The sequence below is a fragment of the Vibrio sp. Vb0304 genome, from assembly GCF_033338995.1.
Taxonomy (GTDB): Bacteria; Pseudomonadota; Gammaproteobacteria; order Enterobacterales; family Vibrionaceae; genus Vibrio; species Vibrio alginolyticus.
In genome coordinates, this window is record NZ_JAWOTT010000187.1 from 1 (window position 1) to 1,269 (window position 1,269).

Genomic DNA, 1,269 nt, shown 5'->3' on the forward strand with positions numbered 1-1,269 from the left:
TAGGGCTGGCGTAAGTCTTGAAGTCGCCTAGGGTTAGTGTCATAGTTGCGGCAGTTTTCACGCAAATTTATTCGGTAATAGGTTATCTATGGCTCTGAAATACCAAGTTGTCCCAGTGACTTCTTTTTCTCAAAACTGTTCTATCGTGTGGTGTGACGAAACGATGAAAGGCATCGTTGTTGACCCAGGCGGTGACGAAAAACAGCTTGCAATGCTCATCAAAGAGCTGGGTGTTGATGTGGTGAAATTGGTATTGACCCATGGTCACTTAGATCACGTTGGCGGTACTGAGCCATTATCAGCGCTGTTAGGCGGAACAGAAATCGTTGGGCCGCACAAAGCGGATAACTTCTGGCTACAAGGTTTGGAAGGGCAAAGCAAAATGTTCGGTTTCCCTCTAACTGAGGCATTTGAGCCGAATCAATGGTTGAATGACGGTGACGTTGTCACTTTTGGTAATCAAAAGCTGGATGTTATCCATACCCCTGGCCATACGCCAGGTCATGTAGTGCTTTATAGTGAAGAAGCGCGTTTAGCGTTTGTTGGTGATGTCCTGTTTAACGGTAGCATTGGTCGTACTGACTTCCCCCAAGGCGACTTCAATACGTTGATTAGTTCAATTAAAGAGAAACTTTGGCCTCTAGGTAACGATGTTACATTTGTACCGGGTCATGGTCCTCAATCTACCTTCGGTCACGAGCGCAAAACCAACCCGTTTGTTGCTGACGAGATGCCACTATACTAGCGCCTTGTCTGTACTCGTTACTATTCTGGCTCGGCGGCCGCTAAGTATCGCCGAGTCAGCCCTACAAATTCGTCGGCTTCCCTGTCTAAATCACTGGCAGAAATAAACACATCATAGCCGTAAAATTTTCTTTGATACTTCATTCTATTCGCCAGCATGGCTTGCAAACCGTCGTATTGTTTTCCCGCTTTGCTAGTGTACGGTTGTGGGTCGAGCACCATATCTTCAAATTTCTCTTCACAATGGTTCTGCCTTGCGCCCAAATACAACAAAGCGCGTTGGCTAAGTAAAATCTCCGTCGCGATACGCGGGCAAATTGCATCAAGGTAAGGGGAATAGTGCTTCAAGCGGATGCCTATCCACGGGAGCGGTTGATGCCAACCGTCTTGTTGATAACTGCATATACCAATGGACTCAATATTTCGCCAACGGACAACCCAACCGCCTTTAAACAGGTGTTGCTGAAAGTGCGAGGCGGTCAATGTGAAAGTGACTTGGCTTTTCTTAATCATCAGGACGGCGAA

General features: G+C 46.8%; 2 protein-coding genes. One reads left to right on the forward strand and one right to left on the reverse strand.

The features are described 5' to 3' along the window. Positions 1–88 precede the first annotated feature (88 nt). Positions 89–745 carry an MBL fold metallo-hydrolase gene (locus tag R7P35_RS24855; RefSeq protein ID WP_020840953.1) on the forward strand — a complete coding sequence of 219 codons (657 nt, stop codon included), beginning with the start codon at positions 89–91 and terminating at the stop codon, positions 743–745. Between the two features lie 20 nt (positions 746–765). Here R7P35_RS24855 and R7P35_RS24860 read toward each other — a convergent pair. Continuing rightward, on the reverse strand, positions 766–1,269 hold a 504-nt coding region (locus tag R7P35_RS24860), incomplete at its 5' end, for a DUF2982 domain-containing protein (RefSeq protein ID WP_318093048.1).